Genomic DNA, 26,173 nt, shown 5'->3' on the forward strand with positions numbered 1-26,173 from the left:
TTCAGGGCTTTGTCACAATAACCTCAGACACGCGAAAATCGATTAAGTTTCATAGCAAATACAGTAACTTAGAGAATTGTGTACAACTCGTGCTACTCGTCGGATTTCCATTGCCAGGCGCATCGCAGAGCCTCAAATTCGCCCTCGTCATCCCTATGAGGCTCTCTTGATGAAGAAGTACTCCTCGATTCTGTTGTTGTCTTTCAGCTTGCTCAGCGGCGTTGCCATGGCAGGCGGCAATACCGAGGCCGGCATTGGCGGCGCATTGGGTGGGGTACTCGGCTCCGTAGTGGGCAACTCCATCGGCGGTAGCACCGGCGGCGCCATTGGTGCCGGCCTGGGCGGCGCGGCCGGCGGTGCCCTGGGTGCCGACAAGCGCCAGCGTGGTGAGGCCGCCATCGGTGGTGCACTGGGCGCTGCAGGCGGTAACGTGGTCGGTCGCTCGGTGGGTGGCACCACCGGTAGCTACATCGGTGCAGCCGCAGGCGGCGGCGCCGGTGGCGCGCTGGGTAACTACATGGGCAACAAGGCCGATGAAGACGAGCGCCATGACGATCGCCGCTACCGTCGTGGTTACGACGACCGTCGTCACTATGACCGCGGCCGTCATTATGGCCACCGCAAGCACAAGCGCCACTGGCGCGATTGATGTTCCAAGGCCCTCCTCACTCAGGAGGGCCTTTTCATTTGCGTCGATAGTGTTAACTTACAATAAAAAACTATCATTTTTACCAGTAGCGCTTCGCGACCCTAGACTTTAAATTCATGCCTCCAACCAAGCAATGGAGGCTGTCATGCCCACTTATCAAGATTCATTCGAAAATTTGCTAGTCGGTGACCTGAATACTCGTGAGTTGACGCGTGAGGGTTTTGTTCTAAAACTTCCTGAAGATGTTCGACTTAGGGTTGAACCATCGTCAAAAGATGGAAAGAAGATCACAGGCGACGGCGGCTTGCACTTCCCCTCATCAGCAACCTTCAGCTTTTACGCAAAAACAGACCGTGCTCAAAAACTGAAAAAGTTCTCCATTTTAATTAATACGCGATCGCCGGACGGTACCAAGCCGCAATTCAAAGCATTTGCTGTGGACGGCACGGTGGAAAGCCACGAATTTGCACTGGGCGATTACGCTCTTGATTACACAACCGGCAAGGACATTGAGCATATTGATTTTATAGTCCCCGTTAGTGCAGACCAAGGTGTTGACTTCAGCATCACCGACATTACTACAGTTTATGTGGATTGATTAATTTAGCTGCATCCTGCCCGCGCCAAAAAATAGAGCCTGTTAACTGCAGGCTCTTTTTAGCTCGCATGCACAATAAACTGGCAAGACATTACTACCGGCTTTTTTCAGGTTTGTGGGTTGAGCTTCAAGCTACAAAGAATGACCTGTAGCGCCATTGGCAGCGGTACCGGCCTGCCGCTTGCTCGCTCGATAAATACCTGCACTACCGCTCCCACTGCACAGGCTTCCGTCTCGCCCGGGCGATACAGCGCCAACCGGTACTCCACCGTGCTACCTGCCAGGCGCGTCACGCCCAGGCCCACCTCGAGCACATCCGGGAAGCCCGGCAACGCGAAGAAATCCGCCGCCGAACTGACCACGAATGCCGCCAGTTCGCCTTCACGCAGGTCGAACTCGGCTTGCTCGAGGAGAAAGGCCTGGATGGCGATTTCGAAGAAGCCGTGCACGGTGGCGCCGGCGATGTGGCCATTGTGATCGTTGTCCAGCGGGCGGGTGAGGATGGGGTGGAAATGGGAGAAGGCGTTGCGGTTGGGGGATTCGGTCATGAGATATCCACAATTGGCGTAATCGCGAGGAAACTTCCCACAGCAAGACAGGAAGGTCTACAGTAGCAATCTACTATAGATTGCATAGCATGGTTCATCCCGATGAAACCGAGAATTGCCCCGATGCCTACCCATCAATTAGATCATGCGAAATTGAGCCGCATGGCGCAAAACGGACGAATCAACGCCACTCATATTGTCGGCCAGCCAGGCGGCTGGGCGATCCAGGTCGACGTCAATCATCAAGAGCACGTGCTGATTGCCCAGCGCAGCGGCAATGTGCGGCTATTCAAGAAATTCGAAACGCTGGTGAGCTACCTGCTCGAGATGGGCATCGACCATTTCGAAGTGGATACCTCAGCGTTCGATCCCAGCCAGATGAGCACCTATCAGCGCCCTGACCGTGCACAAGCCCTGAAACGAGCCCATGAAGCGGCGGCATACGATGCATGGTTTGTCGATCAGGTAGAAGCGAGCTTGGAAGACCCTGCGCAGCCCATGGAGGATGAGGAAGCAGAGCGACTGTTCGCTGCCCGCCGAAGCGAACTCAAAGCCAAAATCCGCTGATGCGCCTGGTGTGGCGTGACATGGCACGCAAAGATCGCCTGCGCATCATGGACCACATTGCACAGGACAACCCGGCGGCGGCGATCTCACTCGACGAAAGCTTTGCAGAAAAAGCTCGACGTGCTGCTCGGAGCCCATCGATCTACAAGCCGGGAAGGTACCCAGGAACGCGTGAAATCGTCATCCGCCCTAACTATGTGATGGTCTATCGGATCGTGGGCGAGAACGTAGAAATCATCCGCATCCTGCATGCCAGGCAGCAATGGCCTTGAACGAAAAAGCCGCCCATAAGGGCGGCTTTCTCGTAGCACCGGCGACAGCTTACAGCTGCGGGCCAGCAGCCTTGATAGCGTCGGACACCTCGAACTTCTTGAAGTTCTCAGTGAACAGCTTGGCCAGGCCTTTGGCCGCTTCGTCGTAGGCCGCTTTGTCAGCCCAGGTGTTGCGTGGGTTGAGCAGTTCGGTTTCGACGCCTGGAACAGCCTTCGGCACGTCCAGGTTGATGATGTCCAGGTGTTCGGTCTCGGCACCGACCAGAGCACCGCTCTGGATGGCCGCGATCACGCCACGGGTGGTCGGGATGCTGAAGCGTTTGCCAACACCGTAGCCACCGCCGGTCCAGCCGGTGTTGACCAGGTAGACCTTAGAGTTGAAGGCTTTGATGCGCTTGATCAGCAACTCGGCGTAGACGCCAGCCGGGCGCGGGAAGAACGGTGCGCCGAAGCAGGTGGAGAAGGTCGACTTGATGCCGCCGCCCGAACCCATTTCGGTGGAACCGACCAGCGCGGTGTAGCCGGACAGGAAGTGGTAGGCCGCCTGCTCGTTGTTCAGGATCGACACTGGCGGCAGTACGCCGGTCAGGTCGCAGGTCAGGAAGATGACCGCATTCGGCTCACCGCCCAGGTTTTTCTCGGAGACCTTGGCAACGTGCTCCAGCGGGTAGGCGGCGCGGCTGTTCTGAGTCAGGCTGACATCGGTGTAGTCGGCGTGCTTGGCGTCGTTGATGACGACGTTTTCCAGCACGGCGCCATGCTTGATGGCTTTCCAGATGACCGGCTCGTTCTTCTCGGACAGGTCGATGCACTTGGCATAGCAACCGCCTTCGATGTTGAAGACGACGCCTTCGCCCCAGCCGTGCTCGTCGTCACCGATCAGGTAACGGCTTTCGTCGGCCGACAGGGTGGTCTTGCCAGTACCCGACAGGCCGAAGAACAAGGTCACGTCGCCTGCTTCGCCAATGTTGGCAGCGCAGTGCATCGGCAGCACGTCGGCAGCCGGCAGCAGGAAGTTTTGCACCGAGAACATGGCTTTCTTCATTTCGCCGGCGTAACGCATGCCAGCGATCAGTACCTTCTTCTGGGCGAAGTTGATGATGACGCAGCCATCGGAGTTGGTACCGTCACGCTCTGGCACGCACTCGAAGTTGGCGACGTTCAGCACCTGCCACTCATCGCGGCCGGCCGGGTTGTACTGCTCAGGGTTGATGAACAGGCAACGACCGAACAGGTTCTGCCAGGCAGTCTGGGTGGTCATCTTCACTGCCAGGTAGTGCTCGGCAGCGGCCCCTACGTGAACGTAGGAAACGAAGTGATCCTGGGCGTTGTTGAACGCCTCGACGCGGTCCCACAGGGCATCGAACTTGTCGGCCGGGAACTTGCGGTTGATCGGGCCCCAGCCAATCTGGTCCTGGGTGGACGGTTCTTCGACGATGAAACGGTCAGCCGGCGAACGGCCAGTACGGTGGCCGGTTTCGACGACCAGTGCGCCAGTATCGGCCAGCACGCCTTCACCGCGGGACAGCGCTTCTTTAACCAGCTCATCGACGCTCAGGTCGGTGTACACGGTGTTGTTGGCTTGCGTCATGAGATACCCCATCCGGCCCGAGGCCGAGTGCTCCAAACGTTTTGTAGTTGTCTCGAAAAAACTACTACAGCGAAAAAAGTGGCCGGATTATGCCAGAAACGCCCAAAAAAAGTAGGCCCCTCCTGTCGTAACCGCGCTTTTGCGCAATTCGACAGGAGATTTACCTGCAATTAAACGTTTCAGTGGCGAGTTTCTGACGCCGCGTCCGTGCCGCCACCGGCAAACAGTTGCGCCACATCGCTGGCATCGAACAAATAGCGCTCGTTGCAGAACTGGCAATCGATCTCCACCTTGCCGCCACACTCCTCGACCAGCGACTTGGCATCGTGCTCGCCCAAACTGACCAGCGCATTGCCGGAACGTTCGCGGGAGCAGCTGCATTTGAAGCGCAGTGGCTGGATATCGAACAGGCGTACGGCGTCTTCGTGGTAAAGGCGATGCAGCAGGGTTTCGTTGCCTTCCGCCCACTCTTCAGGCTTGAGCGTTTTGGCCAGGGCGATCACGTGCTGCCAGCTGTCTTCGCGCTCTTCATCATCCGGCTGGCGATCGCGCGGCAGTTGCTGCAGCAGCAAGCCACGGGCCTTGCCGCCTTCGGCGTTGAGCCAGAAACGGGTGTTGGTCTGTTGCGACTGCACGAAGTAGTTGGTGAAGCATTCCGACAGGTTGGCGCCGTCGAGTTCGACCGTGCCTTGATAGCGTTGGCCCTTGACCGGGTCGATGGTCAGGGTCAGTTGGCCGTCGGGCATCAACTGGGCCAGGGTGGCATCGGCAGGAATCTGCTCCGCTTCGTAGCGCGCCATGCCACGGATGTCACGCTCGCTGGAGCACTCCACCATCAGCATTGGGATCGGGCCTGCCGAACGCGCCTGCAGAATCAGCAAGCCGTCGAACTTCATCGCACCGACCAGCAATGAGGTGGCGGCCATCAGTTCGCCAAGCAGCGTTGCCACGGGCTGTGGATAAGGGTGACGCGCCAACACCGCAGCGTAGCTGTCATCGAGTGCCACCCACTCGCCGCGCACGTCGCGGTCGTCGAAGATGAAACGTTGGGTGAAATCGGTATCCGGCAAATCGCTCATAGGTTTTGGCTATCTAAAAATGATGACAAAATGGTTACACGAGGTTTCGAAAACAACCAAAGCCTCGTGACAGAGCGCTCACAAGGCGCTCCGATTCCTGTTTGCAATAGAGGTATTTTATGGACAATCGACCACTGTTCCAAGCCAAGTGGTCCTGGGGCCCATTGGCAGCCTGCACCGTGCTGCCGATCGCTCTACTGTGTTTCTGGTTATGGCCTTTTGGCCAGATCTTGTGCCTGACATTCGACGAGTGGCTGTTCCACAGTCTCAATGCGCCGTTGGCCGACAACACCACCTGGCGCTATATCTGGACCGTCGGCAGCCTGCGCCCCTTCGACATCGTCGTCGGCCTGATCCTGCTGACCGTGCTGATCCGCGCTGATTGGGTGTTCAAAGCCAGCCAGGTGCGAGAAGCCTTCTTTGGCTTCCTGGTCACGCTTATCCTCTTAGTGGTGGTTCGCGCGCTGTTTTCCAAGTGGGTAGATGCAATGGGTTGGCAACACGATAGCCCGTCCATGGTGTTCGACAACGTCGTGCACCTCAGCGACTACTACCCCAACCTGGAAAAAGCCTGGGAACTGAAAGACCGTTCCAGCAAGAGTTTCCCAGGCGACCACGCCTCGGTACTGCTGATCTGGGCGCTGTTCATGAGCCTGTTCAGCCGCCGCCTGGTGCAACACCTGGTGATCTGGGGGCTGGCGTTGCTGTTCATGCTGCCGCGCCTGGTGGCGGGGGCGCACTGGGGTCAGGATGACTACATCGGCGGCTTGCTGATGGCGGTGCTGGCAGTGGGCTGGAGCTGCCACACGCCACTGGCGGCGAAAGGCAGCGCGCTGCTGATGCGCTGGACGGCGCCCTTGTTCAGGATCGTAGCCAAGCTACCGTTGGTCGGGCGACTGGCGATAATTCGCTAGATCCCTGGGGCGCCAAGCGGCCCCTGTCACTCGAAACTGCCGTGCAACTGGTGAATCTGTCGCCGCTGCTTCTTGTTCGGCCGGCCATCGGTTGTCACCCCCATCGTGCCCGCCTTGCGCATCGCTGCGGCCTGCTCACGGCGGCGCAGGCTTTCCTCGGTTTCTTCGTACAGCGTCTGCGCTTCCGGCGCCCCACGACGCACTACCGACAGTGCCTTGACCACCACCGTGCGCTCGTCAAAACCGGTACGCAGGACGAATTCGTCACCTACCCGAGGCTCCTTGCCCGGCTTGCAGCGCTCGCCCCGGCAATGCACCTTGCCGCTCTCGATAGCAGCTTTGGCCAACGCTCGGGTCTTGTAGAACCGCGCCGCCCACAGCCATTTGTCCAAGCGGACCTTGTCGTCTTCTTCGGCTTTGTGTGCCATCCCGTTACCTCGAATTCTGTCTTTAACCGAACTGTACTACCGTAACTGACGGATGCAAAAAGTCCCCGCCGTGCTTAAAGTTCACCACCTTATCCCCAGGGTGTGCTTAGTGAAGACATTTGACCATCTGACTGTGATCGGCCTGCGCGAGTGGGTCGCCCTGCCCGACCTCGGCGTGGCAGGCCTGCGCGCCAAGATCGACACCGGCGCCAGTACTTCCAGCCTGCATGCCACCGAGGTGGAAACGTTCGAGCGCGACGGTCAGCCGTGGGTGCGCTTTACCGCTCACCTGGGTTCGATCGTGCAACTGCGCCACCGCCGCTGCGAAGCGCCGCTGGTCACCATGAAGACCATCAAGAGCTCCAACGGCCATGCCCAGACCCGCTATGTGATCCGTACACCGCTGGCCCTCGGTGATCGTGTATGGCAAGTCGAATTCACCTTGGCCTGCCGCAAAAGCATGCGCTATCGCCTGTTGCTCGGATCCAAGGCGCTCGTCCATGGTCAGTTGGTGGTCAACCCCGGGCTTAAATACGTGCAAGACAAACCGGCCTTTCCGGCCACCCTTACCCCTGTCACAGGTGCTGCATGAAGATCGCTGTGCTGTCGCGCAATCCGCGTCTGTATTCCACCCGCCGCCTGGTCGAGGCCGGCACCCAGCGTGGCCACGAAATGGTGGTGATCGATACCCTGCGGGCCTACATGAACATCGCCAGCCACAAGCCGCAGATTCATTACCGCGGCAAGCCGCTGGAGGGCTTCGATGCGGTGATTCCGAGGATTGGTGCCTCGGTGACCTTTTACGGCTGCGCGGTATTGCGCCAGTTCGAGATGATGGGGGTTTATCCGCTCAACGAATCGGTGGCCATCGCTCGCTCCCGCGACAAGCTGCGCTCGCTGCAGCTGCTGTCGCGACGTGGCATCGGCCTGCCGATTACCGGTTTCGCCCATTCGCCGGACGACATCCCCGACCTGATCCAGATGGTCAATGGCGCGCCGCTGGTGATCAAGGTGCTCGAAGGCACCCAGGGCATCGGCGTGGTGCTGTGCGAAACCACCCAGGCGGCCGAGTCGGTGATCGAGGCGTTCATGGGCCTCAAGCAGAACATCATGGTTCAGGAGTACATCAAGGAGGCCGGAGGTGCCGACATTCGCTGCTTCGTGGTGGGCGACAAGGTGATCGCTTCGATGAAGCGCCAGGCCAAGCCAGGCGAGTTCCGTTCCAACCTGCACCGGGGCGGGGTCGCCAGCCTCATCAAAATCACGCCCGAAGAGCGGATCACCGCCATTCGTGCGGCCAAGGTGATGGGCTTGAGCGTGGCCGGCGTGGATATCTTGCGCTCCAACCATGGGCCGCTGGTGATGGAGGTCAACTCCTCACCGGGCCTGGAAGGGATTGAAGTCACCACCAGCAAGGACGTGGCCGGGATGATCATCGAGCATCTGGAGAAGAATGGCGGGCCGAATCAGACGCGGACCAAAGGGAAAGGTTGAGGTTGAACATGCCGGCCTCATCGCGGATGAATCCGCTCCTACAACCGCGAAGAGGCCGACACAATCAAACAGCATTACGCGGCAACAAAAGCCCCAACGGCAACCTCACCCGCGCCTCGATCCCGCCGCCGGACCGGTTGCGCAACTCCACATTGCCGCCATGCTGGGCCGCGATCCGCTTGACGATCGCCAACCCCAGCCCGGTGCCCTTGCCACCCCGGGCGCGGTCACCCCGGATGAAGGGGTTGAAGATGGTCTCAAGCTCCGACTCGTCGATCCCGGTACCCCGGTCCAGGACACTGAGCACCACGTAAGGCGCGCTCTCATCGCCCGATACATAGGCGGCCACCTCGACACCTTTACCCGCATGATGCAGGGCATTGCCAATCAGGTTACCCAACATGCGCTTGAGCGATACCCGGCGCACCGGAAACGGAGGAATCGGCTCCAGGCACAGGCGCACGCGTTGTTCCGGCTGGTTGTACGGCGCCACCACCTCGCGTACCAGTTCGGCCAGGTCGACTTCCTCCACCGGTTCGTCGCGGCCATCACGAATGAACGCCAGGAACTGATCGAGGATCGCGTCCATGTCCTCGATGTCGCGGACCATGTCATCGCTCAGGTCGTTGTCGCTATCGAGCAAGGACAACGAAAGCCGCAGGCGCGTCAAAGGTGTGCGCAGGTCATGGGATACACCTGCCAGCATCAGCTCGCGCTCACGCCCGGCCTGCTCGACATCCTCGGCCATCTGGTTGAAAGCGCGATACACCTCGGTCATCTCGCTCGGCGTATCACTGATCGGCAGCCGAACACTGCGCCCCTGGCCCAATTGACGGGCCGCGAACACCAGACGCTTGAGCGGCTGGTTGAGCTGACGCACGAAGATCCACGCCGACGCGGTGGACAACAGGCCGATGGCCAGGAACCAACCCAGCACGTTCCAGATCTTCTGGCCACGCAGCGGGTGTGGGTAAAGCGGTACTTTGAGCCAACCGGGGCCAAGGCTGGGCGCATTGACCCACAGCGCCGGCGGCGCGTGAATGCGCAAGCGCACTTCGGTGTCTTCGCCGAGTTCGGCCTGCATCTGCCGTTGGTAGATTTCGCTGTAGGGCCAATGCTGCTCGCCTTCCGGCACACCGGCACCGGTCACCCGGATCAGGCCTGCAGCCTCGGCGATCTTGTCACGGTTTTCTTCATCGGCCGCCCAATAGGCACGCAGCGTCAACGCCACACCGTGGCTGTACTGCCGATCGACCAGCACGTCCTCGTTCATCAGCAGGTAGACCAGGGTCAAGGCCTTGGAGAACAGGACGACGATCAGCACCAGCCACAACGTGCGGGCGAAGAAGCTTTGCGGGAACCAGAGCGGTGTTTTCATCGACGAAGAGGCTTCATTTACCCGCGTTTCCGTCCGGCACGAAGACGTAACCCACGCCCCACACAGTCTGGATATACCGCGGCTTGGACGGGTCCGGCTCGATCATGCGGCGCAGGCGCGATATCTGCACATCGATGGACCGCTCCAGGGCATCCCACTCGCGGCCACGGGCCAGGTTCATCAGCTTGTCGCGGGTCAGCGGCTCACGGGCGTGCATCACCAGCGCCTTGAGCACGGCGAACTCACCGGTGGTGAGCATATGCACTTCATCGCCACGCTTCAGTTCACGGGTGGCCAGCGACAGTTCGTAGTCACCGAAAGTGACCGACTCGTCCTCGCTGCCCGGCGCACCCGGCACGCTCGGCGCCTGGCGACGCAGCACGGCCTTGACCCGCGCCATCAGCTCGTCAGGGTTGAACGGCTTGCCCAGGTAATCGTCAGCGCCCAGCTCCAGCCCCTTGATACGGCTGAGTTCGTCCCCCTTGGCAGTGAGCATGATGATCGGAATCTGGTTGTTCTGTTGGCGCAGGCGCCTGCACGCGGACAGGCCGTCTTCGCCGGGCAGCATCAGGTCGAGCACCACCAGGTTGAACACCTCGCGCTGCAGCAGGCGGTCCATCTGTTCGGTGTTGGGCACCGCGCGGGCGCGATAGCCCTTGCTGGTGAAGAAACGTTCCAACAGGCTGCTGAGCCCGGGATCGTCGTCGACGATGAGAATCTTGTCACCTTCAGCGGTGTTCGGGGTGCCGGTCATGAATAACTCCTCTGGTATCGCCGCGCATTATGGCGTAGCCATTGCCACGCGTGCCGTGAGCATTGTTAGCAGATTTTTCCCCCGACGCCAGTTCGAGACCTGATCGGCTGGCCTGGCGCCATCACCGCAAGCCGTCTTCGATGGGTATAATGCGCGCCTTTCATCCAGCGCCGCCGGGCGAAACACGCGCCTTGCAGCCCCCGTATTCACAAATGTCAGGTGGTTTACATGGACAGCATCAACAGCCGTATCGCCGAGGAACTGGGCGTGCGCCCTCAGCAGGTAGAGGCGGCCGTGGGCCTGTTGGACGAGGGCTCCACCGTGCCCTTCATCGCCCGTTACCGCAAGGAAGTGACTGGCAGCCTGGACGACACCCAATTGCGCCACCTGGAAGAGCGCCTGCGCTACCTGCGCGAACTCGACGAGCGCCGCGCGAGCATCCTTTCCAGCATCGAAGAGCAGGGCAAGCTGACCCCTGAGCTGGCCCGCGAAATCAAGCTGGCCGACACCAAGACCCGCCTCGAAGACCTTTACCTGCCGTACAAGCAGAAGCGCCGCACAAAGGGCCAGATCGCTCTGGAAGCTGGCCTCGGCGAGCTGGCAGATGGCTTGTTCAACGACCCGCAACTGACGCCGGAAACCGAAGCCGCGCGTTTCGTCGATGCGGAAAAAGGCGTGGCCGACGTCAAGGCAGCGCTGGAAGGCGCCAAGTACATCCTGATGGAACGCTTCGCCGAAGATGCCGCCCTGCTCGACAAGCTGCGCAATTTCCTCAAGCAGGAAGCGGTGCTCAGTGCCCGCGTGGTCGCCGGCAAGGAAGAGGAAGGCGCCAAGTTCCGCGACTATTTCGCCCATGACGAACAGCTGCGCAACGCGCCGTCGCACCGCGCACTGGCCATCTTCCGTGGCCGAAATGAAGGTGTGCTGAGCGCCTCGTTGAAGGTGGGCGAAGAGCTGCCAGGCACCCTGCACCCCTGCGAAGTGATGATCGGCGGCCACTTCGGCGTGGAAAATCGCAACCGTCCCGCCGACAAGTGGCTGGGCGAAGTGGTGCGCTGGACCTGGAAGGTCAAGCTCTACACGCACTTGGAGACCGACCTGTTCGGTGAGCTGCGTGACAACGCCGAAGGCGAGGCGATCAACGTGTTCGCCCACAACCTGCACGACCTGCTGCTGGCCGCCCCAGCCGGCCCGCGCGCCACCCTGGGCTTCGACCCGGGCCTGCGCACCGGCTGCAAGATCGCCGTGGTCGACCCCACTGGCAAGCTGCTGGACTACACCACGGTCTACCCGCATGCCCCGAAAAACGACTGGGACCGCACCATTTCCATCCTCGCCGCCCTGTGTGCAAAGCACTCGGTAGAGCTGATCGCCATCGGCAACGGCACTGCCAGCCGCGAAAGCGACAAGCTGGTGGCGGAACTGGTTAAAAAGTACCCAGCGCTGAAGATCACCAAGATCATGGTCTCCGAAGCCGGTGCCTCGGTGTACTCGGCATCGGAACTGGCAGCCCGCGAATTCCCCGACCTGGACGTGTCGATCCGTGGCGCCGTGTCGATTGCTCGCCGCTTGCAGGACCCGCTGGCCGAGCTGGTCAAGATCGACCCGAAATCCATCGGTGTCGGCCAGTACCAGCATGACGTGTCCCAGCTGAAGCTGGCACGCGGCCTGGACGCCGTGGTCGAGGACTGCGTGAACGCCGTGGGCGTGGACGTCAACACCGCCTCCGTGGCGCTGCTGACCCGTATCTCCGGCCTCAATGCAACCCTGGCGCAGAATATCGTCGCCCATCGCGACGCCAATGGCCCGTTCGCCACCCGCGCCGCGCTGAAGAAAGTCAGCCGCCTGGGTGAAAAAACCTACGAGCAGGCTGCCGGCTTCCTACGCGTGATGAACGGCGACAACCCACTGGACGCTTCCGCCGTGCACCCGGAGGCCTACCCACTGGTCAAGCGCATTGCCGCCGACACCGATCGCGATATCCGCTCGCTGATCGGCGACAGCAGCTTCCTCAAGCGCCTCGACCCGAAGAAATTCACCGACGACAGCTTCGGCCTGCCGACTGTCACCGACATCCTGCAGGAGCTGGACAAGCCCGGCCGTGACCCACGCCCCGAGTTCAAGACCGCCACCTTCCAGGACGGCGTCGAAGACCTCAAGGACCTGGAGCCTGGCATGATCCTCGAAGGCGTTGTCACCAACGTGACCAATTTCGGCGCGTTCGTCGACATCGGCGTGCATCAGGATGGCCTGGTGCACATCTCGGCGCTGTCGGAGAAGTTCATCAAAGACCCGCGCGAAGCGGTCAAGGCCGGTGACGTGGTCAAGGTCAAGGTCATGGAAGTGGACATCCCGCGCAAGCGCGTTGGCCTGTCCATGCGCATGAGCGACACCCCGGGCGAGAAGGTCGAAGGCAACCGTGGCGGTAACCGTGGCAACGGCGGCAACCGCCAGCCGCAGGCCCAACGCCCGCGCGAAACCGCCACCGCAGCCCCGGCCAACAACGCCATGGCTTCGCTGTTCGCCAACGCCAAGCAATTGAAGAAGAAGTGATGGAAATCCCCAAAGAGCTGGTGCAAAGCGCCTACAGCCAGCTCCTGGGCTGCCGCGTGCAACGCCTGGACACCGGCGTTGCCGAGGTGGCTCTGGCGCTGGAGCCACACCTGCGCAACCGCGGCCAGAAGCTGCACGGCGGCGCCATCTTCAGCCTGGTGGACATCGCCATGGGCCTGGCCTGTTCGGCCAGCCATGGCTTCGACCAGCAGAGCGTGACCATCGAATGCAAGATCAACTACATGCGTGCGGTCAGCGACGGTGAGGTTGTGTGCACCGCCCGTGTGCTGCATGCCGGGCGCCGCACCCTGGTGGTCGACGCCGACGTAGTCCAAGGCGACAAACTTGTGGCGAAAGCGCAGGGAACCTTCGCGGTTCTCTAGCTCACCAAGCGGTATCTGCGGTATTTTTCGGCAGTGCGCTGGCACTGCCGGAACCGCGTAAACCAGGCGACAACGCCAGTTCCTTTCTTCCTACCCTTGTAGACCGTCAACTCTACCCCCATATTGGGGCGACTGATGCGTGAAGGAATCCATCTTGAGCGACCTCCTCAACCGCCGCCTGAGCCTGCTCGGCGCCAATCTTCCCCTGCTCAAGCAGTGCCTGCACGGTATTGAGCGCGAATGCCTGCGTGTGACCGACGAAGGTCGCCTGGCCCAGACCCCGCATCCTGAAACCCTGGGTTCGGCGCTGACCAACGAGCAGATCACCACCGATTATTCCGAGTCGCTGCTGGAGTTCATCACCCCGGCCCTGCCCGACCCGGCCAAGGTGCTCGAGAACCTCGAAGAAACCCACCGCTTCGTCTACAGCAAGCTCGCTGGCGAATACCTGTGGAGCCCTTCGATGCCGTGCACACTGCCGGCCGAGGAAGATATCCCGATCGCCGAGTACGGCACGTCGAACATCGGCAAGCTCAAGCACGTGTACCGCAAGGGCCTGGCCCTGCGTTACGGCCGCACCATGCAATGCATCGCCGGCATTCACTACAACTTCTCGCTGCCCGAAGCGCTGTGGCCACTGCTGCGCGAAGCCGAAGGCAATAGCGAAGATGACCGCGATTACCAGTCTTCGGCCTACATTGCGCTGATCCGCAATTTCCGCCGTTACAGCTGGCTGCTGATGTACCTGTTCGGTGCTTCGCCGGCGCTGGACAAAGGCTTCCTGCGCGGCCGCCCGCACCAGCTCGAAGAGCTGGACGCCGAAACCCTGTACCTGCCGTATGCCACCAGCCTGCGCATGAGCGACCTGGGCTACCAGAGCAATGCCCAGGCCGGCCTCACGCCCTGCTACAACAACCTGGCCAGCTACACCGATAGCCTGCGCAAAGCGGTGGGCACGCCCTACCCGCCTTACGTCGAAGTCGGCACCCACGTGGATGGCGAATGGGTGCAGCTGAACACCAACATCCTGCAGATCGAGAACGAGTACTACTCGAACATCCGGCCCAAGCGCGTCACCTATACCGGTGAGCGGCCGATCCAGGCCCTGACCTCGCGCGGCGTGCAGTACGTCGAGGTGCGCTGCCTGGACATCAACCCATTCCTGCCGGTGGGTATCGACCTGACCGAAGCCCGTTTCCTCGACGCGTTCCTGCTGTTCTGCGCACTGGAAGACAGCCCGCAGCTGGATAACGGCGAATGCGGGCAGTGCACCGACAACTTCCTGACCGTGGTCAAGGAAGGCCGTCGCCCTGGTTTGGAGCTGCACCGTGACGGCCAGCCAATCGCTCTGAAAACCTGGGCCACTGAGCTTATCAGCAGTATCGGCCAACTGGCTGAGCTGCTCGACAAGACACAAGGCGGTGATGAACATGCCAAGGCCTTGGAAGCGCAACAGGCCAAGGTTGACGACGCCTCGCTGACGCCTTCAGCCCAGGTACTGGCACGCATGGCCGAGCACGACGAAAGCTTCATCGCGTTCTCTCTGCGCCAGAGCCGCCTGCACGCCGAGACCTTCCGCGAACAGCCGCTGCCCGCCGAGCGCCAGCAAGCCTACGAAACCCTGGCCCGTGAATCGCTGGCCGAGCAGTCGCGCCTTGAACAACAAGAAGTCGGCGACTTCGACCTGTTCGTCGGCGCCTACCAGGCCAGCATCCTGGCAATCAGCAACTGATGAACCGCACCGCCACCCCGCGCAAACCCCGCGCCAGCAGCCAGGCCAGGATCGAAGCGATCCTGGCGGCGGCACGCGAGCTGTTGGCCGAGCAAGGGGTGGCGGCGCTGTCGATTTACAGCGTGGCTGAACGGGCACAAATACCCCCATCGTCGGTGTACCACTTCTTCGCCAGCGTACCGGCACTGCTGGAAGCGCTGACGGCCGATGTACACCGGGCTTTTCGCGAAGCACTGAGTGCACCTATCGACAACAGTGCGCTGACGACCTGGCATGACCTTTCGCGCTTGATCGAGCAGCGCATGCTCGACATCTACAACGGCGATGCCGCCGCGCGTCAGCTGATCCTGGCACAACACGGCCTGAGCGAAGTGGTGCAGGCCGACCGGCAGCACGACATGGAGTTGGGCGAGCTGATGCACACACTCTTCGACCAGCACTTCAGGTTGCCGGTAATGCCTGTGGATGTGGATGTGTTCGCGTTGGCCATGGAACTGAGCGACCGGGTGTACGCGCGCTCGGTGCAGTTGCATGAAGCGATCACCCCGCGCATGGCCGAGGAAGGCAAGCGGGTGTTCGAGGCCTACCTGGGCTTGTACCTGCCACCTTATCTGGAAGGCCGCAAGACCTGACTCAGCAACATGTACCGCCCATGCGCCCACGCTGGTTGTTGCAATGAACGCTCATTCAACGTTCATTGCGAAGACCAGCCATGTCCGATCCATCCCACGCCGACAACACTGCTTACCTCTACGCCGACGGCGCCCAGCTATCCACGCTTTCAGACAGCAGCCACCTGCAAAACGCGGCGCGCAGCAGCGCGTTGCTGGATGCCGACCAGCGACGGCAGGAAGCAGCCAAAGCCCTGCACGCTGTTTGTACCCAAGCCCCGACACTGCGCAATACGCTCCTGCATGCCGTCACCAACGCACTAGGCCTGGACCCGAGCGCTTGCGGCCTGCGAAATGGCGAAAGCCAGGTCACGATGCTCACGTTTGCCGCACGCGTCTACGCCGCCCCCGACGCTGCCGAGCCCTTCGCCAACTGGCAAACCTGGGGCCTTGACGCGGACGTCGGGCGCGCCTCGTGGGCCGGTAGCGAGTGGACGGCGGCGCTCGCTCCGGTTGTGGCAAACACGCTGGAGAATGCCCAGGCGGACTACTGGGGCGCACGCATGGCCGGCACCGCCAAATCGCGTCAGGCTTACCTGGTTTCTCAACTGCGTGAGCATTTCATGGCATGCCAGGACATCGCCTTCGGCCTGGACAAAATCGGCGTCAGGGCCTGGGCCCAAGGACGTCAGCATCCAGCGCAGGGCCACACCTTGGTGCAGTGGCGGCATACTGACGGTACTGACGAAGCCTGCGCTACAACCCTGCTGTTTGCGCCGACCGCGCAGCAGGGGCAATGGCTGCTATACCGCCCGGAAGCGAATACGCCGGTACGCAGTTTCCGCCACCAACAGGCCTTACTGGACTGGATGCACGAGCACCGCAAACTGCTCTGGCCTCGGCCAGCGGCGGCGCTGGAGGAAGGCAGTGACCATCAGGCGATCATCCTTTCGCCCTTGAACGAGGACGGTTTCAGCCGGCTCGCACTGCTGATGCACAGCGAGAACCTGCGGCTGGCCCTGCATCATCTGCACCAGGCCACGCAATTGCACGCCACCGATCCGTTGCCCTGGAACGACATCGAGGCCTGGGAGCTGACCCGCTACATCCAGCCCGCACTGGTCTTGCCGAGCAACATTCGCCAATCGATTGATGAACAAGTCGCCGAAGATACAGCCCTGGCTCTGCAGGAGCTGCATTTCGACAGTCTGCCCGATAGCTTGCCCAGCGGCTGGCACAAGCAACGTATCGAACGCCAGGAAGACCTGCTCGCCCGTTACCTCGGCAACGACCTCGCCGCCAATTCGGCATCCATGGAGACGTTGCGGTCACTGCAGAGCCGGCTGGACGCCGTGCAGTCGAAACACGAGCAGCTGCTCAGTGACCTGCCGGCCACGCTGAACAGCGCGGTGTGGGGGCAACGCTACGGCGAATCCAGCCGCTTCGATCAACTCAGCGAAGCATTCAGACAAGCCCTCCAACTTGAAGCAAAGCTACAGAACCTGTTGGGCGAGCTACCCGCCACCCACCTGAACTGGGTCGAGCAACTCTGCGACATGCCCGAACCGAGCCTGCAGCGCCACGTGCGGCCGTGCACGTTGCAACTGGTGACAGGCACGCAAGCGTGGCACCTGAGCGGCTTCTTGACGTTGCATCACAGCGATCCACAAGACTCCTCGCTGCTGCTCTACAAGCCCGGCGACAACGGCGGCCTGATGGCCTTTGAAGACTCGACCCAACTGACCGAGCGGGTGCTCGACACGCTCAGGGGATGCTTCCTCGAAACGCTGCTGGAAAGCATCTGGCCGCAGGACTTGCACGCCCTGTTGACGGCTATGGAGGATCTCACCCAGGCCCCCGCCATCGTCTTCAAGGCCATTGACACACATGTCTTCGACTACTGCACGCAGACCCTGATCGCCAGCCTCACTCACCCTGACGACAGCGCTGCGCCGGTTTCCCGCGAAGCGGCCAGCAAGCGGCTACGCATCAGTGCCAATCAAGCCAGGCTGCAGGCCTTCGCCCGACACGCCGAACGCAACCGCACCGCGAACCTGCTGGAGCAACTGCACCCCTTGCGACACCTCGATCTGCCCCAGCGCACGCACCTGGCAGAACAGGTTGAAGCACTGCGCAAAGCCATGTTGGCCAACGCCCGGTTGCTGGACAGAGACCTGCCTGAGCGCGGCCAATTCACAATCGCCCGGCTGGAGCAGCGTCTGCGCGATGATTTTGCGCCCGGCGCGGTACCTGCCATCACACTCAACATTGCCGACAGGGTTTTCGACCAACGTGTTTCGCTCGGCGAGTCCGGGCAAGCGAACGCCTTCAAACTGGTCAAGGCCTTCAGCCATGAACGCAGCGACGTCGCGCTTGAGCATTTGCTGCCGTGGGCACTCGATGACGACCTGACCTTGCGCCTGGGCAATGCCACCATCGCGTTCGAAGGCGGCAGCGATGATGAGGCGCTACGCCGGGGCGTCAACCAAAGCTACATCGCCAACCTGATCACCGAACTGGATATTGCCGGCGCCTATGAGCGGCAGATCCTGCAAACATTCCAGGGCCAAAAAAGCGAGACGCGCTGGCAGGCCGAATTGCGCCGTGAAACGCTGTGCGCGCCCTTCGCGAAGCAACTCGGGATCATAGCCGCCAGTCGTCATCCGGGGTTGTACGCTAACGGCCAACAGCTGCTCGAACGCTTCGTCCATGAGCAACTGACAGCCATCGCCGCACGTACCGTCGACTACCACACGCTGGAACTCAACCCGGGAGTGGCCACCGACGGCTCCTCCAATGCAACGACCCTGAACGGCATCTTCGTGCTCAAGGCCGGCAATGGGCCTGTTTTGTTGTTGCTGCCCGAGGCGCCCAACAACCGCATCGTCAGCCAGTACGACGATGCTGCCCAGGCATGCCGGGCGTTGGCCGATATGGCCGTGGACGAAGCCATGCTCGACTACCTCGCCGGCCTACCCATCGACGGCAATGCATCGGCACACCGTAGCTACATCAGGACAGCGCTGATCCGGAACTTCTCAGGCTTCATAGGCCTGGGAATTACCCGCGACGAACCGCTGCCCACCCTGCTGGCCAACTTGCAGATGGGTAGACTTGTACTGAGCAACCGTGCCACCTCGCGCAGCCAGTCCGACTTGTACTTGCAAACCGAAGCGGTGTGCCACGGCCAAGTCTATGACTACATCAAGATGGCCCTTGGCTTCATACCGCTGGTCGGCACCGTCGTCGGCCTGTATGACGGTTGGCACGCCGCAACCGCCAGCGTCGAAGCGTACTTGCGAGGTGACACGCGCGCCGGTATCGAGCACTTGAACAGCGTGTTCCTGTGTTTGACCGAGGCACTGCTGGACCTGACCCCGGCCGTGTTGTTCAACAATCCTGCCAGTGCCGCGCGCCTATCGACCGGCCAGCGTCAGCGCCTAGCCACACCGCTTTCGGTAAGGTCGAACCGGCATCACTCTACAAACCCGTTCAAGGGCTATGAAAGCGCTGTGCCCACCGGGCGCTGGACAAACCACCCATTACCTCAGGGCGCTGGTGTGTACCGGCATGTCGATACCGGCGTCGATTTCATCACCCGCCAAGGGCAGTATTACCCGGTCCAGTGGGATGACACCTACCGCACCTGGCGCTTGGCCGGGAACGATGCCATCACCTACAAACAGCCGGTCAAACGCACTGCCCAGGGCAGTTGGGAGACCCACGGCCGACTCAGTGGCCAGTTGATCGAAGACGGCCTGGCAGGGGGTGGTGCTCAGCTGAGCGCGCTGTACAACCGCGGCTGGACAACCTTGCGCGGCGTGCTGCGGCGCCAGCCAGCGATCATCTCGCCGCGAGATGTACTGCTGGACATCCATCGCACTCAGGGCAAGCACAGGGTCCAGGTAAAAACCAGCGTGGAGGCCTACAACCAGGCGCGCGGCATTGGCCCCGACGGCCCAACCGGTGCCCCTGCTGCAGAGCACATCATCGCTCGGGCCAGGCAAAAAGCGACCGAACACGTACAGGCTTACGTGACGTTCGGCGAGCAAAGTCTGGAGCGCTTGCGCAGCCTGAGGGCACACCTCAAACGCCTTGACTACAACAACTTCCAGCAGGAACTGGCTGTAGACCTGAGCAAGCAGAACATACTGCTGATGAGGCTGCATGATACGCATTTGAAGGGTTGCTTCGCCCGCTCCCAACAGCTGCAGCTGGACGTCGACGACTTACTCCCGAGCGAAGTGCCCGGTCACCTCAAAACGGTTCATGATACGTACGCTGAGCTTGCCGAGTCTCTGCACCGCTTTGAGGCTGATATACATCGTCACGAGCATATCCGCGGTCAACTGAAGGGGGCCGAACTTACCGCTTACGATCTGAGCATGCACAAGCTCAACATCCATCTGGTACCGATAGACTACCGCTTGCTGGAAATCTCAGCGCGTATTGCCAGCATCATGATCCCCCGCAGTACTGTCGACTACGAGTTTTTCCTCTTGCTGCGCAACATGAACCGCGAAATCGTGAAAGTGCGCAGTGCCTTGTTCAGCCAGGCCGATATGCGTCTGACCGTACTCAGCCGACGCGACGAAGCCCGCCTGATGGCTCATCTCAAGGAGCGCTACCAGCGATTCCAGGCCCATCTGCAGAGCTGGCAGGACAACTTCCCCGACTACCTTTCTCCCAGCGCGGTCCAGCATGTCGATCAAGGATTGGCGGGGCTGACGAAAGAAATCGATATCCGCCTCAACGCCGCAACACCCGCCAGAAGAGCAAATGTGCAGGCCAATCGAGGAGCCAGCAGGCCGAGGCTTTTCGAAACGGTGGATGATCAGCTGCTGATCGGCCGAGAGGCCTCAGTCGATGGGCAAAACCAGATACAGATCAACCAGCCTGTGGACAATTTCCCCCACGCCACCTTTACCCCCAACGCTGACGGCCGATGGCAGAGCGTCCAGACCCCACCCCAGAGACCCACGGCCAGCCTGGCGGTGCTGGAGCATACAGCGAACAGCCGGTTGGCCAAGGTCAGCCGGCAGATGGCCGACCTACAGCGTTACAAGGGTCTCAATATGCTGCCCAGGGACCTTCAAGACCTCGCTCAAGGCCATGCCGCATCGCTACGGGACATTGCCGACGACCTGATCCGCAAGGCCGGGAACGAGATCAAACAGGGGCAACGAACGCTGGTGCAACGCCTGGAACAAAGTGCCCATCAGCTGGATACCTTGGGCCGCACTTTACGTATTGAGCAAATCAAGGCGGGCCAGCAACCGAGCATCGCTCACCTGGAGTACCTGAAGGAGCAGGGGGAAATTGAACTGCGTTGGTCACGAGAATTGACGCCTGCAAAGGACAACCAGGCTAAACCCGTGGAGTATCTGGAAGAATACGTCATCCACGACAGCCGAACCCACAAGCCACTCTGGTACGCCCATTTCCATTTCAAAAGGAAACCCGCTCACGGTTTCGCCCGCCTGGAAGCGGGGCATCTCAAGCTTGCCAGTCAGCGCAACCAGAGGGCCGATGTCTGGCGCGGCCCGCTGACGCAAGCGCAGGCAGAGGCGCATTTCGGCGATCTGCGCCCAGCCACCCCGTGAACCAGTACCCGGGGCGGGCACGCCCCGGGCATTCCCTTAGAGCTTGGCAATTGAAACTTCGGTCGACTTGACGAAGGCAATCACTTCGCTGCCTACCTGCAGCTCCAGCTCTTTAACCGAGCGGGTGGTGATTACCGAAGTGACGATACCGGAGGCGGTCTGCACGTCGATTTCCGACAACACAGGGCCTTCGAGGATTTCTTTCACGGTGCCTTTGAACTGGTTGCGGACGTTGATGGCTTTGATGGTCATGGCTTGATTCCTTCTCTATGCGTTTGGGGTTCAGTGCGCCCAACGCAGTTGCGTGGGCAGAGGGGCTACAGGATCCGGCTCCGGCGCAGTGCCCGGAGCCGACAGCACACGGTTGAGCACTTCGCTTTCCAGCGCGGCCAGGCGGTGCGAACCACGCGCCCTGGGCCTTGCCAGGTCGACGGTGAGGTCGAGCCCGACCTCGCCGTCCTCGATCAGGATCACCCGATCAGCCACGGCTACCGCCTCGCTGACATCATGGGTGACCAGCAGCACGGTGAAACCGTGCTGACGCCACAGGCGTTCGATCAGTTGCTGCATCTCGATGCGGGTCAAGGCATCCAGCGCACCCAGCGGCTCGTCCAGCAGCAGCAGGCGCGGCTGATGGATCAGCGCACGGGCCAGGGCCACGCGTTGCTTCTGGCCACCGGACAGCGCCGCCGGCCATTCATTGGCGCGGTCCGCCAGGCCGACCGCTTCCAGCGCGTCCAGTGCACGTTGGCGCCATTCACCGCTCAGGCCCAGGCCGACGTTGTCGATCACCTTTTTCCAGGGCAGCAGGCGTGCGTCCTGGAACATCAAGCGGGTTTCCTCGCGAGCCTCGGCCAGCGGCGCGGCACCGGCCAGCAGCTCACCCGCGCTGGGCTTGTCGAGCCCGGCCAGCAGGCGCAGCAAGGTGCTCTTGCCGCAGCCGCTACGGCCGACGATGGCGACGAACTGGCCGGCCGGAATATGCAGCTCGATGCCCTTGAGCACTTCGCGCTGGCCAAAGGTCTTGCGCAGGCCGTTGGCCGCCAGCGGGATGCCACGCAGCAGGCGTGGCGGCTGTTCCTTGAGCACGGTCATGCGCCCTCCTTCCTGGCAACCTGATAGGCCGGGTGCCAGCGCAGCCACACACGTTCCAGGCCGCGAGCGGCAAGGTCGGCGAGTTTGCCGAGCACGGCGTACAGGACGATGGCCAAGACCACCACGTCGGTTTGCAGGAACTCACGGGCATTCATGGCCAGGTAGCCGATGCCGGCGTTAGCGGAAATGGTTTCGGCGACGATCAGCGTCAGCCACATGAAACCCAGCGCGAAGCGCACACCGACCAGGATCGAAGGCAATGCACCCGGCAGGATCACCTGATGGAACAGGCCGAAGCCGGACAGGCCATAGCTGCGCGCCATTTCCACCAGCGCCGGGTCGACGTTGCGGATACCGTGGTAGGTATTCAGGTAGATCGGGAACAACGTGCCCAGCGCGACCAGGAAAATCTTCGCCGACTCGTCGATGCCGAACCACAGGATCACCAGCGGGATCAGCGCCAGGTGCGGCACGTTGCGGATCATCTGCACCGAGCTGTCGAGCAAGCGTTCGCCCCAGTTTGACAGGCCGGTAATGAAACCCAGCACTAGGCCGATGCTGCCGCCGATGACGAAGCCCAGCCCCGCACGCCAGCCACTGATGGCCAGGTGAGTCCAGATTTCGCCGCTGCGCACCAGCTCGACACCGGCGCTGACCACCGCACTCGGAGCCGGCAGGATGCGCGTCGACAGCCAGCCCGCGCTGACCGCCAGCTGCCACACCGCCAGCAGCAGTACCGGCAGCGCCCACGGCGCCAGGCGCTGGGTCAGGGTGGAGGAAGTTGCACGACTCATGGCCCGCCCCTCAGCTCTGCGACACGGACTTTGGCAGGATGTCGTTGGCCACCATCTCGCCGAACGGGCTCACGTAGCCACCCGTTTTCGGTTGCTCCGGGCGCTGCACATCCAGGTGCGGGAACAGCAGTTCGGCCACGCGGTAAGACTCTTCCAGGTGTGGATAACCCGAGAAGATGAAGGTATCGATGCCCAGATCGGCATATTCCTTGACCCGCTCCGCGACCGTCGGGCCATCGCCAACCAGCGCAGTACCGGCACCACCACGAACCAGGCCGACGCCCGCCCACAGGTTGGGGCTGACTTCCAGGTTGTCGCGGTTGCCGCCGTGCAGGGCGGCCATGCGCTGCTGGCCCACTGAGTCGAAACGCGCCAGCGATGCCTGGGCACGGGCGATGGTGTCATCGTCCAGGTGCGAGATAAGGCGGTCGGCAGCGGCCCAGGCCTCTTCGTTGGTTTCCCGCACGATCACGTGCAGGCGGATGCCGAAGCGCACTTCGCGGCCTTGAGCGGCGGCTTTCTCGCGTACCTGGGCGATCTTCTCGGCAACAGCTGCCGGTGGCTCGCCCCAGGTCAGGTACAGCTCGACCTGCTCGGCCGCCAGGTCTTGTGCCGCTTCGGACGAACCGCCGAAGTACAGCGGCGGGCGCGGTTGTTGAATCGGTGGGTAGAGCAGCTTGGCGCCCTTCACCTGGATGTGCTTGCCGTCGTAGTCGACATTTTCGCCTTCCAGCACCTTGCGCCAGATGCGGGTGAACTCGACCGAGGCTTCGTAGCGCTCCTGGTGGTTCAGGTGCAGGCCGTCACCGGCCAGTTCGTCCGGGTCGCCACCGGTCACCAGGTTGAACAGCGCACGGCCGTTGGACAGGCGATCCAGCGTTGCTGCTTGTCGGGCTGCCACGGTCGGCGAAATGATGCCGGGGCGCAGGGCGACGAGGAATTTCAGGTGCTGGGTGACCGGGATCAGCGACGCCGCCACCAGCCAGGAATCCTCGCAGGAACGCCCGGTCGGGATCAGCACCCCACCGAAGCCAAGGCGGTCGGCGGCCTGGGCGATCTGCTGCAGGTAGCCGTGATCGACCGCACGGGCGCCGTCGGAGGTGCCCAGGTACTTGCCGTCACCGTGGGTGGGGAGGAACCAGAAAATATTAAGGCTCATTGGAGTTGTCTCCTCAAGGGTGGCGGGGGCCACGCGGCGCCCCGGCACAGGCATTTCAATCAAGGCGCGCTAGCGACCTTGGCCGGGGGTGTCCAGATCACGTCCTTGATGCTCAGCGGCTTGGGGATCAGCTTGAGCGCCTGGAAGGTGTCGGCGATTTTCTGTTGTGCGGCCACCACCTCGGGGGTCAGCGGCGCGGCACCGTAGCCTTGGCGCTTGACCGCGGTGAGGGTGATGTCTGCCGGCAGGCCGAGCAGCGGCGCGACCTGGTCGGTGACCTGCTGCGGCTGGGCCTGGGACCATTCGCCCACGGCGCGCACTTCTTCGATCAGGGTGTTGATCACTGCCGGGTGCTGGGTCGCGTAGTTGCGGGTGGCCAGGTAGAACTGGTGGTTGTCGACCAGGTCCTTGCCGTCACGCAGGGTGCGCGCATGCAGCTGCTGCTCGGCGGCGGCCTGGTACGGGTCCCAGATCACCCAGGCATCGACGCTGCCACGCTCGAAGGCGGCGCGGGCATCGGCTGGGGGCAGGTAGACCGGCTGGATATCGCTGTACTTCAGGCCAGCGTCTTCCAGGGCGCGGACCAGCAGGTAGTGGACGTTGGAGCCTTTGTTGAGGGCGACTTTCTTGCCTTTGAGGTCTTTCACCGACTGGATCGTCGAGCCCTTCGGCACGAGGATCGCTTCACTGTGCGGCGCTGGCGGCTCGTAGGCCACGTAGAGCAGGTCGGCGCCGGCAGCCTGGGCGAACACGGGTGGAGTTTCGCCGGTGACGCCGAAATCGATGGAGCCAACGTTCAGGCCTTCGAGCAGTTGCGGGCCACCGGGAAACTCGGTCCACTGCACCTGAATGCCCTGCTCTGCCAGGCGCTTCTCCAGCGTACCCTTGGCCTTGAGCAGCACCAGGGTGCCGTATTTCTGATAACCGATACGCAGGCTTTCGGCCTGGGCTTGGGTGATGGCGCCGAAGGACACAGCCGCCGCAAACAGGGCGACCAGACCACGACGCAAGAAGACTGTGCGCATGGCGCTCTCCTGTGCGAATGAGGTTCGGGTTGCACCTGCTGCCTCGTTGACGGGCTAGTAAGGTGGGGTGTTGCTGAGTGATGGGGTGACAGTATCAGGGTCTATATATATCTAGAAATCATATTTTTTCATTTGTTTATTCTTTTAAAGACTAAAGATGTTGGCAACCTGCACGCATAAAAAAGGGCCGTCGAAACGGCCCGAATATCCCTGCTATGGCTAAGAGCAATGCAACGAGAATGCTTCAACGGTTGGGTTGCGGGGTCAGGCGCAGATACGGTTTCACGGCGCGGTAGCCTTTGGGGAAGCGCTGCTTGATCTCTTCCTCGTCTTTGAGCGAAGGCACGATCACCACCTCGTCACCGTCCTGCCAGTTACCTGGCGTGGCGACCTTGTGGTTGTCAGTCAGCTGCAGCGAATCGATCACTCGCAGAATTTCGTTGAAGTTGCGCCCGGTACTGGCCGGATAGGTGATGGTCAGGCGCACCTTCTTGTTCGGGTCGATGACGAACAGCGAGCGCACGGTCAGGGTATCGCTGGCGTTCGGGTGGATCAGGTCGTACAGGTCGGATACCTTTCGGTCGGCGTCGGCGATGATCGGGAAGTTGACCACGGTGTTCTGAGTCTCGTTGATGTCATCGATCCACTTGTGGTGCGAGTCGACCGGGTCCACCGACAGGGCGATGGCCTTGACCCCGCGCTTGGCGAAGTCGTCCTTGAGCTTGGCGGTCAGGCCCAGCTCGGTGGTGCACACCGGGGTAAAGTCCGCCGGATGGGAGAACAGCACACCCCAGCTGTCGCCGAGCCATTCGTGGAAGCGGATCTTGCCGGCGCTGGAATCCTGTTCGAAGTCGGGGGCGATGTCGCCGAGTTTGAGGCTCATGGGGTGCGGCTCCTGTGCTGTGTTCTGCCTTGTGGAGTTCAATGTGCCTGCATCCGATTAAAA

General features: G+C 61.6%; 24 protein-coding genes. 12 read left to right on the plus strand and 12 right to left on the minus strand.

What is annotated here, in order from left to right; genetic code table 11:
- Positions 1–169 precede the first annotated feature (169 nt).
- Positions 170–649 carry a glycine zipper domain-containing protein gene (locus tag ACIQUF_RS12610; protein ID WP_016484415.1) on the plus strand — a complete coding sequence of 160 codons (480 nt, stop codon included), beginning with the start codon at positions 170–172 and terminating at the stop codon, positions 647–649.
- Between the two features lie 145 nt (positions 650–794).
- Positions 795–1,247 carry a hypothetical protein gene (locus ACIQUF_RS12615; RefSeq protein WP_403131759.1) on the plus strand — a complete coding sequence of 151 codons (453 nt, stop codon included), beginning with the start codon at positions 795–797 and terminating at the stop codon, positions 1,245–1,247.
- Between the two features lie 107 nt (positions 1,248–1,354).
- On the opposite strand, the gene ACIQUF_RS12620 is transcribed toward ACIQUF_RS12615, so the two are convergent.
- A complete protein-coding gene (locus ACIQUF_RS12620) occupies positions 1,355–1,795 on the minus strand; it encodes an acyl-CoA thioesterase (protein WP_403131760.1) in 441 nt (146 codons plus the stop codon).
- 123 nt (positions 1,796–1,918) lie between these two features.
- Between ACIQUF_RS12620 and ACIQUF_RS12625 the strand changes: the two genes are divergently transcribed.
- Positions 1,919–2,362: a hypothetical protein gene (locus ACIQUF_RS12625; protein ID WP_403131761.1), complete on the plus strand. Its 444-nt coding sequence runs from the start codon at positions 1,919–1,921 to the stop codon at positions 2,360–2,362.
- Positions 2,362–2,634, plus strand: a complete 273-nt coding sequence (locus ACIQUF_RS12630) for a type II toxin-antitoxin system RelE/ParE family toxin (RefSeq protein WP_403131762.1) — start codon at positions 2,362–2,364, stop codon at positions 2,632–2,634. Before ACIQUF_RS12625 ends, ACIQUF_RS12630 begins: the two co-directional genes overlap by 1 nt.
- Positions 2,635–2,683: 49 nt before the next feature.
- On the opposite strand, the gene ACIQUF_RS12635 is transcribed toward ACIQUF_RS12630, so the two are convergent.
- A complete protein-coding gene (locus ACIQUF_RS12635; RefSeq protein ID WP_403131764.1) occupies positions 2,684–4,225 on the minus strand; it encodes a phosphoenolpyruvate carboxykinase in 1,542 nt (513 codons plus the stop codon).
- 179 nt (positions 4,226–4,404) lie between these two features.
- Positions 4,405–5,304, minus strand: coding sequence for an Hsp33 family molecular chaperone HslO (gene hslO / locus ACIQUF_RS12640; RefSeq protein WP_403131766.1), 900 nt, complete (start codon positions 5,302–5,304; stop codon positions 4,405–4,407).
- Between the two features lie 119 nt (positions 5,305–5,423).
- On the opposite strand from hslO, the gene ACIQUF_RS12645 reads away from it, so the two are divergent.
- A complete protein-coding gene (locus ACIQUF_RS12645; protein ID WP_403131767.1) occupies positions 5,424–6,218 on the plus strand; it encodes a phosphatase PAP2 family protein in 795 nt (264 codons plus the stop codon).
- Positions 6,219–6,244: 26 nt separating this feature from the next.
- On the opposite strand, the gene ACIQUF_RS12650 is transcribed toward ACIQUF_RS12645, so the two are convergent.
- The gene (locus ACIQUF_RS12650; RefSeq protein WP_400801295.1) at positions 6,245–6,646 is read right to left on the minus strand and encodes an RNA-binding S4 domain-containing protein; all 402 of its coding nucleotides are present in this window, start codon (positions 6,644–6,646) and stop codon (positions 6,245–6,247) included.
- A gap of 109 nt (positions 6,647–6,755) precedes the next feature.
- Here ACIQUF_RS12650 and ACIQUF_RS12655 point away from each other — a divergent pair, with 109 nt between their 5' ends.
- Together ACIQUF_RS12655 and rimK are read left to right on the plus strand one after the other, a co-directional pair.
- Positions 6,756–7,238 carry an ATP-dependent zinc protease gene (locus ACIQUF_RS12655; protein ID WP_403131770.1) on the plus strand — a complete coding sequence of 161 codons (483 nt, stop codon included), beginning with the start codon at positions 6,756–6,758 and terminating at the stop codon, positions 7,236–7,238.
- On the plus strand, positions 7,235–8,140 hold the full coding sequence (gene rimK / locus ACIQUF_RS12660) for a 30S ribosomal protein S6--L-glutamate ligase (protein WP_119137413.1): 906 nt from the start codon (positions 7,235–7,237) through the stop codon (positions 8,138–8,140). The genes ACIQUF_RS12655 and rimK overlap by 4 nt, the downstream gene beginning before the upstream one ends.
- Positions 8,141–8,204: 64 nt before the next feature.
- Here the strand turns inward: rimK and ACIQUF_RS12665 are convergent, their stop codons facing one another.
- Entirely contained in the window at positions 8,205–9,518 is a 1,314-nt protein-coding gene (locus tag ACIQUF_RS12665) for an ATP-binding protein (RefSeq protein WP_403131772.1), read from the minus strand.
- A 13-nt stretch (positions 9,519–9,531) separates the two neighbouring features.
- Positions 9,532–10,272 (minus strand): two-component system response regulator OmpR, encoded by a 741-nt coding sequence (gene ompR, locus ACIQUF_RS12670; RefSeq protein ID WP_403131773.1) that lies wholly within the window; start codon positions 10,270–10,272, stop codon positions 9,532–9,534.
- 228 nt (positions 10,273–10,500) lie between these two features.
- Between ompR and ACIQUF_RS12675 the strand changes: the two genes are divergently transcribed.
- The 5 genes from ACIQUF_RS12675 to ACIQUF_RS12695 all read left to right on the plus strand — a co-directional run bounded on the left by ACIQUF_RS12675 (position 10,501) and on the right by ACIQUF_RS12695 (position 21,154).
- Positions 10,501–12,825 carry a Tex family protein gene (locus tag ACIQUF_RS12675; protein ID WP_403131775.1) on the plus strand — a complete coding sequence of 775 codons (2,325 nt, stop codon included), beginning with the start codon at positions 10,501–10,503 and terminating at the stop codon, positions 12,823–12,825.
- On the plus strand, positions 12,825–13,208 hold the full coding sequence (locus ACIQUF_RS12680; protein ID WP_403131776.1) for a PaaI family thioesterase: 384 nt from the start codon (positions 12,825–12,827) through the stop codon (positions 13,206–13,208). Before ACIQUF_RS12675 ends, ACIQUF_RS12680 begins: the two co-directional genes overlap by 1 nt.
- 154 nt (positions 13,209–13,362) lie before the next feature.
- Positions 13,363–14,940 carry a glutamate--cysteine ligase gene (gshA, locus tag ACIQUF_RS12685; protein ID WP_403131778.1) on the plus strand — a complete coding sequence of 526 codons (1,578 nt, stop codon included), beginning with the start codon at positions 13,363–13,365 and terminating at the stop codon, positions 14,938–14,940.
- On the plus strand, positions 14,940–15,572 hold the full coding sequence (locus ACIQUF_RS12690; protein ID WP_403131780.1) for a TetR/AcrR family transcriptional regulator: 633 nt from the start codon (positions 14,940–14,942) through the stop codon (positions 15,570–15,572). Before gshA ends, ACIQUF_RS12690 begins: the two co-directional genes overlap by 1 nt.
- 80 nt (positions 15,573–15,652) lie before the next feature.
- On the plus strand, positions 15,653–21,154 hold the full coding sequence (locus ACIQUF_RS12695; protein ID WP_403131781.1) for a dermonecrotic toxin domain-containing protein: 5,502 nt from the start codon (positions 15,653–15,655) through the stop codon (positions 21,152–21,154).
- Positions 21,155–21,190: 36 nt separating this feature from the next.
- Here the strand turns inward: ACIQUF_RS12695 and ACIQUF_RS12700 are convergent, their stop codons facing one another.
- The 6 genes from ACIQUF_RS12700 to ACIQUF_RS12725 form a co-directional block, all read right to left on the minus strand.
- Positions 21,191–21,406: a molybdopterin-binding protein gene (locus ACIQUF_RS12700; RefSeq protein WP_008095172.1), complete on the minus strand. Its 216-nt coding sequence runs from the start codon at positions 21,404–21,406 to the stop codon at positions 21,191–21,193.
- A gap of 30 nt (positions 21,407–21,436) precedes the next feature.
- On the minus strand, positions 21,437–22,249 hold the full coding sequence (gene ssuB / locus ACIQUF_RS12705; RefSeq protein WP_403131783.1) for an aliphatic sulfonates ABC transporter ATP-binding protein: 813 nt from the start codon (positions 22,247–22,249) through the stop codon (positions 21,437–21,439).
- Positions 22,246–23,043, minus strand: coding sequence for an aliphatic sulfonate ABC transporter permease SsuC (gene ssuC, locus ACIQUF_RS12710; RefSeq protein WP_403131785.1), 798 nt, complete (start codon positions 23,041–23,043; stop codon positions 22,246–22,248). Before ssuC ends, ssuB begins: the two co-directional genes overlap by 4 nt.
- Positions 23,044–23,053: 10 nt before the next feature.
- Positions 23,054–24,202: an FMNH2-dependent alkanesulfonate monooxygenase gene (gene ssuD, locus ACIQUF_RS12715; RefSeq protein WP_403131787.1), complete on the minus strand. Its 1,149-nt coding sequence runs from the start codon at positions 24,200–24,202 to the stop codon at positions 23,054–23,056.
- A 59-nt stretch (positions 24,203–24,261) separates the two neighbouring features.
- A complete protein-coding gene (locus tag ACIQUF_RS12720) occupies positions 24,262–25,227 on the minus strand; it encodes a sulfonate ABC transporter substrate-binding protein (protein ID WP_403131788.1) in 966 nt (321 codons plus the stop codon).
- A gap of 244 nt (positions 25,228–25,471) precedes the next feature.
- Positions 25,472–26,110 carry a peroxiredoxin gene (locus ACIQUF_RS12725; RefSeq protein WP_403131789.1) on the minus strand — a complete coding sequence of 213 codons (639 nt, stop codon included), beginning with the start codon at positions 26,108–26,110 and terminating at the stop codon, positions 25,472–25,474.
- Positions 26,111–26,173: the final 63 nt, after the last annotated feature.

It is taken from the genome of Pseudomonas sp. NPDC090233 (assembly GCF_044772285.1).
Classification (GTDB): domain Bacteria; phylum Pseudomonadota; class Gammaproteobacteria; order Pseudomonadales; family Pseudomonadaceae; genus Aquipseudomonas.